This is a genomic window from Sandaracinobacteroides sp. (assembly GCF_057137845.1).
Window position 1 is genome coordinate 1 of sequence record NZ_DBNHFX010000106.1, and the last position, 6,468, is coordinate 6,468.

7 protein-coding genes are annotated in these 6,468 nt (G+C 67.5%); 5 read left to right on the plus strand and 2 right to left on the minus strand.

All coding sequences use genetic code 11. The annotated features are described in order from the left end of the window. A partial coding sequence (locus AC16JP_RS05395; RefSeq protein WP_484339580.1) for a patatin-like phospholipase family protein occupies nucleotides 1-304 on the minus strand: 304 nt, incomplete at its 3' end. A 171-nt stretch (nucleotides 305-475) separates the two neighbouring features. Here AC16JP_RS05395 and AC16JP_RS05400 point away from each other — a divergent pair. Next, complete coding sequence (locus tag AC16JP_RS05400; RefSeq protein WP_484339581.1) at nucleotides 476-1,246, plus strand: inositol monophosphatase family protein; 771 nt, start codon at nucleotides 476-478, stop codon at nucleotides 1,244-1,246. A 16-nt stretch (nucleotides 1,247-1,262) separates the two neighbouring features. Here the strand turns inward: AC16JP_RS05400 and AC16JP_RS05405 are convergent, their stop codons facing one another. After that, the gene (locus AC16JP_RS05405; protein WP_484339582.1) at nucleotides 1,263-1,802 is read right to left on the minus strand and encodes a hypothetical protein; all 540 of its coding nucleotides are present in this window, start codon (nucleotides 1,800-1,802) and stop codon (nucleotides 1,263-1,265) included. Nucleotides 1,803-1,953: 151 nt separating this feature from the next. Here AC16JP_RS05405 and AC16JP_RS05410 point away from each other — a divergent pair, with 151 nt between their 5' ends. The 4 genes from AC16JP_RS05410 to AC16JP_RS05425 all read left to right on the plus strand — a co-directional run. Further along, a complete protein-coding gene (locus AC16JP_RS05410) occupies nucleotides 1,954-2,604 on the plus strand; it encodes a TetR/AcrR family transcriptional regulator (protein WP_484339583.1) in 651 nt (216 codons plus the stop codon). 20 nt (nucleotides 2,605-2,624) lie between these two features. Beyond that, the gene (gene cysD / locus AC16JP_RS05415; RefSeq protein ID WP_484339584.1) at nucleotides 2,625-3,575 is read left to right on the plus strand and encodes a sulfate adenylyltransferase subunit CysD; all 951 of its coding nucleotides are present in this window, start codon (nucleotides 2,625-2,627) and stop codon (nucleotides 3,573-3,575) included. Then, nucleotides 3,575-5,467 carry an adenylyl-sulfate kinase gene (cysC, locus tag AC16JP_RS05420; RefSeq protein WP_484339585.1) on the plus strand — a complete coding sequence of 631 codons (1,893 nt, stop codon included), beginning with the start codon at nucleotides 3,575-3,577 and terminating at the stop codon, nucleotides 5,465-5,467. Before cysD ends, cysC begins: the two co-directional genes overlap by 1 nt. Nucleotides 5,468-5,548: 81 nt before the next feature. Further along, on the plus strand, nucleotides 5,549-6,468 hold a 920-nt coding region (locus AC16JP_RS05425), incomplete at its 3' end, for an acyl-CoA dehydrogenase family protein (RefSeq protein ID WP_484339586.1).

Here is a 6,468-nt window from a genome sequence, read left to right on the forward strand (position 1 = left end):
CGTCGTTGAAGATCGTCGTCCAGGGAATTTCTTCGGTGATGCGGGTGAGTTCGGCGGGGCTTTTGCCCTGCGCATAGAGGCTGCCGACGACCGCCCCCATGCTGGTGCCGGCGACCACATCGACCGGGATGCGGTTTTCCTCGAGCACCTGCAGCACGCCGACATGGGCGAAGCCGCGCGCGCCGCCGCCGCCGAGCACCAGCCCGATCCTGGGGCGGGCGACGGCGCCAGTTTCGGCGTCGTCGGCCAGCGCGGGCGGCGCCAGCAGCAGCAGTGTCAGCAGGGCGGAAAGGAATCGGCGCATCGGGATAGCTCTATGGCGCGCCGTTGCCGGTGGCGCCAGTAGTGCGGTGCGACTGAAAAAGCCGCGTTGGGCGCCGGCCGGACTGTTGCCACGAGGCGCCAACCCGTGGAAATGGGCAGCAACGAGCACATCCGCTGTCAGACACCCCTTGCAAGCGCGGGAAACCCGACGTTGACGATCGAATCCGATATCCTGCTGATCCAGCGCCTCGCACGGGAGGCCGGGGCGACCGTTGCCCCATATTTCCGGGCGGGAACCGCGATCGAAACCAAGGCCGATCTTTCGCCGGTGACGGCCGCCGACCGTTCGGTCGAAGCAGTGATCCGCAGCGCGCTGGAGCGCGATCGGCCGACCGACGGCATCTATGGCGAAGAATATGGCGTGCAGCGCGGCACATCGGGCAGGCTGTGGGTGATCGATCCGATCGACGGCACGCGCGGATTTATTGCAGGCAGGCCATTGTTCGGAACGCTGATCGCACTGATCGAGGAGGACCGGCCGATCCTCGGCGTGATTTCCGCGCCGGCGACGGGCGACCTCTGGCTTGGATGCTCGGTCGGGCGCCCGCGCACCACGCTGAACGGCAGGCAGGTCGAGGTGCGCCCGTGCGCGGGCCTCGCGTCGGCGCGCGCTGCATCGACACATCCGCTGGTGTTTTCGCCATCGGGCCATGCCAGTTTTCAGCGCGTCGGCCGTTCGGTGGCGGACATGTTGTTCGGCGGCGACTGCCACAATTACGGCCTGCTGGCGTCGGGGCAGCTCGACCTGGTGATGGAGGAAGGGCTGAAGCCCTATGACTGGGCGGCGCTGGTCCCGGTGATCGAGGGGGCGGGCGGCCTGATCACCGACTGGAAGGGACGGCCGCTGACGCTGATGAGCGAGGGGCAGGTGCTGGCTGCCGGTGACGCGCGGGTGCACCGGCAGGCGATGGAGCGGATCTGACGGCTGGCGCGGTCTGCTAGGGCAGCAGGTGCTTCGGCAGGGTGCGTTCGGCCTCGGCGATGCGGCGTTCGGTTTCAGCGAGCAGGGCTTGCAGGTCGTCGTCGGTTGCGGGTGCGGCTGCACGAGAGGGCGCTGGCCGGGCGCTGGCGGCCGGGCGTGGCGCGGCTTCGCGGGCGGCCCGGTCGAGCAGGGTCTGGGCAAGGCCGCTGAGGAATTTGTCGCGGGCGTCGCTTGCGGGAAGGTTGCCTTCGGCCAGCAGCCCGCGAACGGCCATGTCGGTCAGCAGCATTTCCAACAGCGCCCGGCGCTGCTGTTCGGCGGCGGCCAGTGCGCGGCGGAAGGCGGGATTGCGGCGCCGTTCGCTGAGAACGAGGCCCAAGCCGACGCCCGCCCGCGCGCAGGCGCCGCCCAGCCCCTCGCGTTCGAGCATCAGCGCCACCAGCATTTCGCGCTGCCTGGCATCGAGCCGGGCGACATGCCGGAGTTGGCGCAGCACGCCATCGAAACGCAGGGAGGCGGCCTCGGCGCGAATGCGGGCGCGGATCGGGCGGGACATGGTTTGTTTGACATTGTTCATTCTAATAAAATAACCATAATGGTTTGTGTAGGACAGAATCTCGCCCGTGCAATTGTTAATCGCTGGCGATTTTGCCGCGGGAAGTGTATGAAAGGCTTTCAAAACACTCGGAACAATCGAGGGACGATACATGGCGGACGGCGGGAATGTCGTGGCAGGAGCCGACAAGGGCAAATCTGCCAACCGGGATGCGCCGGCTGACCGGGGAAAGGTGGATGGCCGCCGCGCGCGCTCTGCGTCGAGCAGGCGCAAGATCCTTTCGGCGATGCTGGCGCTGGTCGAGGAAGGCAATCCTTCGCCGACGGCTGAATCGATCGCGGCACGGGCCGGAGTCTCGTTGCGGACGGTGTTCCGCCATTTCGAGGAAATGGACAATCTGCACGTCGAGATCATCTCGATGGTGTTCGACCGGCTGCGCCCCATTCTGGACCGGCCGCTGGAAGCGCGCCAGTGGCCGGAAATCCTGTATGAATCGATCGACCGGCGCGCCCAGTTCTTCGAGACGCTGTCGCCCTTCAAGACGGCGATGGATGTGCTGCGCCACCGCAGCCGCCCCGTCGCCACCATGCATCGCCGCATGGCCGAAATCAGCCGCGATCTGCTGGTGGCCGTCGTTCCGGCGCGGATCAGGGCGGACCGGGAACTGTTCGAACTATTGATCCTGACCCTGTCGGCCGAAAGCTGGCAGCGCCTGCGCGAACAGCAGGGGATGGATGTGACGGCCGCCCATGCCGCAGTGCGGCGGGCGGCGGTTGCGCTGCTGGGGCTGTCAGACGGCTGAGTGCAGCTTGCATTCCTGACATGCTGCGGGCAGCAGCGCAGACGGACATCATGAACCAGCGCGGCGATTCTACAGGCCCAAGCCACCTCCGGCGTCTGGAGGCCGAGGCTATTCACATCTTCCGTGAAGCCGTGGCGGAAACCCGTAACCCGGTGTTCCTGTATTCGATCGGCAAGGATTCGAGCGTCTTGCTGCATCTGGCGCTGAAGGCGTTTCATCCTTCGCTGCCGCCATTTCCGTTGCTGCATGTGGCGAGCGGCTGGGATTTCGCCGATATGATCCGCCACCGCGATGCAACGGCGGCACGGCACGGGCTGCGCCTGATCGTCGCCCACAACGAGGAAGCAGCCGCTGCCGGGATCGACCCGTTCGCCACGCCGACGCCGCAATATACCCGGCTGATGTTGACCGACACGCTGAAGCGGGCGCTGGACGCGCACGGCTTCGACTGCGCCTTTGGCGGCGCCCGCCGCGACGAGGAAAAGGCCCGCGCCAAGGAACGCGTGTTTTCGTTCCGCAACGCCGCCCATGTGTGGGAGCCGCGCGCGCAGCGCCCCGAACCGTGGACGCTGTCGAATGCGCGGTTGCACGCGGGCGAAAGCGTTCGCGTGTTCCCGCTGTCGAACTGGACCGAAATCGACGTCTGGGCCTATATCCGGCAGGAAGGGGTGCCGCTGGTGCCGCTGTATTTTGCGCGCCCGCGCCCGACCGTTGTGCGCGACGGGCTGATCCTGGTGGTGGACGATGCGCGTATGCAATGGCGCGCCGGTGAACGGGCGGTTGAACGTATGGTGCGGTTCCGCACGCTGGGCTGCTGGCCGCTGTCGGGTGCGATGGAAAGCAGTGCCGACACGCTGGATGCAGTGATCGCGGAAACGCTTGCCAGCCAGACGACCGAGCGCGCCGGGCGCCGCGTCGATCACGATGAAAGCGCCTCGATGGAGCGGAAGAAGGCCGAGGGCTATTTCTGATGGCGGCGGCCGCAACCGAAGAACCGGCCGACAAGCCGCTGGTGCGGTTCATCACCTGCGGCAGTGTCGACGACGGCAAATCGACGCTGCTTGGCCGGTTGCTGCACGATGCGGGCGCACTGGTGGATGGCCAGTTGGACGCGCTGGCGGCCGACAGCGCGCGCCACGGCACGGTGGGCGAAGCGATGGATTTCGCGCTGCTGGCCGATGGTCTGGCCGCCGAGCGCGAACAGGGGATCACCATCGATATCGCCTGGCGGCAGTTCAGCGGCCCGCGCCGACGCTATCTGGTGGCGGACTGCCCCGGCCACGAACAATATACCCGCAACATGGCGACCGGCGCATCGACGGCGGATGTGGCGGTGCTGCTGGTCGATGCGTCACGCGGGGTTGTGGCGCAAACCAGGCGGCATGCCTTCATCGTGCGGCTGATGGGGGTGCGGCAGGTGGTGCTGGCCGTCAACAAGATGGACCTTGCCGGGTTCAGCGCCGAACGGTTCGAGGTGATCGCGGACGGGTTTGGCGCCCTGCTGGACGATGGGATGGGCGCCTGTGCCGTTACTGCGATTCCTGTCGTTGCGACGACCGGGGCCAATATCGTCGGCCGTGATGCGCGGCTTGGGTGGTATCGGGGGCCGACATTGCTGGAGGCGCTGGAAGCAGCCGATGGCGGTGCGCTGCACGATCCGGCGGCGCCGGGGCGGTTTCCGGTGCAGTGGGTCAACCGGCCGGATGCCGGGTTTCGCGGCTATGCCGGGCAGGTGGCCGCAGGCAGCTTTGCCGTGGGCGACATCGTGCGGGTGCAGCCATCGGGCCACGAGACCCGGATCGCGCGCATTCTGGGACCGGCGGGCGACGAGGAGGAGGCGCTGGCGGGCCTGAGCGTGACGATGACGCTGGCGGATGAAATCGACGTGGCGCGCGGAGATATGCTGACCGACGCCCTGAACCCCGCGCAGGTATCCGATCTGCTGGTGGCCGACATCGTCTGGATGGACGAGGCGCCGCTGTATCCGGGGCGGCCCTATCTGCTGAAGCTTGGCACCCGCACCGTCGGCGCGACGGTGACTGCGATCCGGCACCGGATCGATATTGCGACGCTGAAGCCGGAGCCGGCGCGCGCGCTGGCGCTGAACGACATCGCCGTGGTGACGCTGGCGCTGGACCAGCGGATCGCTTTCGATGCCTATGCCGTGTCGCGGCTGACGGGGGGCTTCATCCTGATCGACCGGATTTCGAACGCGACGAGCGCGGCAGGGATGGTGCGCCACCCGCTGACCCGGTCGTCGACGGTTCGGTGGCAGGCGCTGGACGTGACGAAACATGCGCGCGCGGCGCTGAACGGCCAGAAGTCGATGCTGATCTGGTTCACCGGGCTTTCGGGCGCAGGCAAATCGACCATCGCCAATCTGGTCGAGCGCAAGCTGCACGCGCTGGGGCGGCGGACCTATCTGCTGGATGGCGACAATGTGCGCCACGGGCTGAACCGCGACCTTGGCTTTACCGAGGCCGACCGGGTGGAGAATATCCGCCGCATCGCCGAAGTTGGCAGACTGATGGTCGATGCCGGGCTGATCGTGCTGGCGGCGTTCATCAGCCCTTTCCGGGCCGAACGGCGCATGGCGCGCGACCTGCTGGAGCCGGGGGAGTTCGTGGAAATATTCATCGACACGCCGCTGGCCGAAGCGGAAGCCCGCGACCCCAAGGGCCTGTATGCCCGCGCACGGGCGGGCGAAATCCGCAACTTCACCGGCATCGACAGCAGCTACGAACCGCCCGAACACCCCGAGATCCGCATCGACACCCTGGCCATGACCGCCGAGGACGCCGCCGACCGGATCATCGCTCATGTGCTGTCGCATCCGCCGGGCGCTGCCCGCACCCCGGAATAGGGCTAGTTGCCGGATGGCGTGGGCGCGGGCACCGTCGGCCATGTTGCGATCGATCTGCGCCGGGGAAAGCTGCCGCGTGCCATGACATTTCTTCAGAATTTTGCCCCGGCAGCCCTGCCGGAAGATGCCGAACGGCTGCGCGCCGAAGTGCGGGCGTTTCTGGCCGGCGAACTGGCCGGACGCACCGCGCCAGAGCGGGCGCGCACATGGACCGGCTGGGATCCGGCGTTTTCCCGCAAGCTTGGAAGCCATGGCTGGCTGGGGCTTACCCTGCCCGAACGTTATGGCGGGCGCGGGCTGAGCGCGTTTCACCGCTTTGCCGTTGTCGAGGAGCTGCTGGTGGCGGGCGCGCCGATCGCCGCCCACTGGATCGGCGACCGCCAGTCAGGCCCGCTGATCTGCCGGTTCGGCACCGAGGAGCAGCGCCAGCGGTTCGTGCCGGCGATCTGCCGGGCCGAGGTTTTCTTCTGCATCGGCATGTCGGAGCCGGATTCCGGTTCGGATCTGGCGAGCGTTCGCACGCGCGCGACGCCGGACGGGGACGGCTGGCGGCTGAACGGGCGCAAGATCTGGACGACGCGCGCCCACAAGGCGGACTGGATGATCGCGCTGGTTCGCAGTTCCGGCACCACCGACGACCGCCAGCGCGGCCTGAGCCAGTTTCTGGTCGATCTGCGGGCGCCGGGCGTTTCCATCCGCCCGATCCCGCTGCTGACCGGCGACGAGGAGTTCAACGAAGTAACGTTCGACGATGTGTATCTGCCCGCAGGTTCGCTGCTGGGCGAGGAGGGGAACGGATGGGCGCAGGTGAATGCCGAACTGGCCTTCGAACGATCCGGGCCTGAGCGCATCCATTCGGCAACGGTGCTGCTTGACTTGTGGGCGCGCGAACTTGGGCCGGAGCCTGACCCGGCGGATGTCGAGCTGCTGGGGCGGCTGACGGCGCGGCTGGCGACGCTTCGGGCGATGTCGATCGCGCTGACGGCGCGGCTGGCGGCAGG

Coding starts and splice junctions, on each gene's coding strand:
- AC16JP_RS05410 (WP_484339583.1), top strand. CDS start 1,954: ATGGCGGACGGCGGGAATGTCGTGGCAGGAGCCGACAAGGGCAAATCT.
- cysD (WP_484339584.1), top strand. CDS start 2,625: ATGCTGCGGGCAGCAGCGCAGACGGACATCATGAACCAGCGCGGCGAT.
- cysC (WP_484339585.1), top strand. CDS start 3,575: ATGGCGGCGGCCGCAACCGAAGAACCGGCCGACAAGCCGCTGGTGCGG.
- AC16JP_RS05405 (WP_484339582.1), bottom strand. CDS start 1,802: ATGTCCCGCCCGATCCGCGCCCGCATTCGCGCCGAGGCCGCCTCCCTG.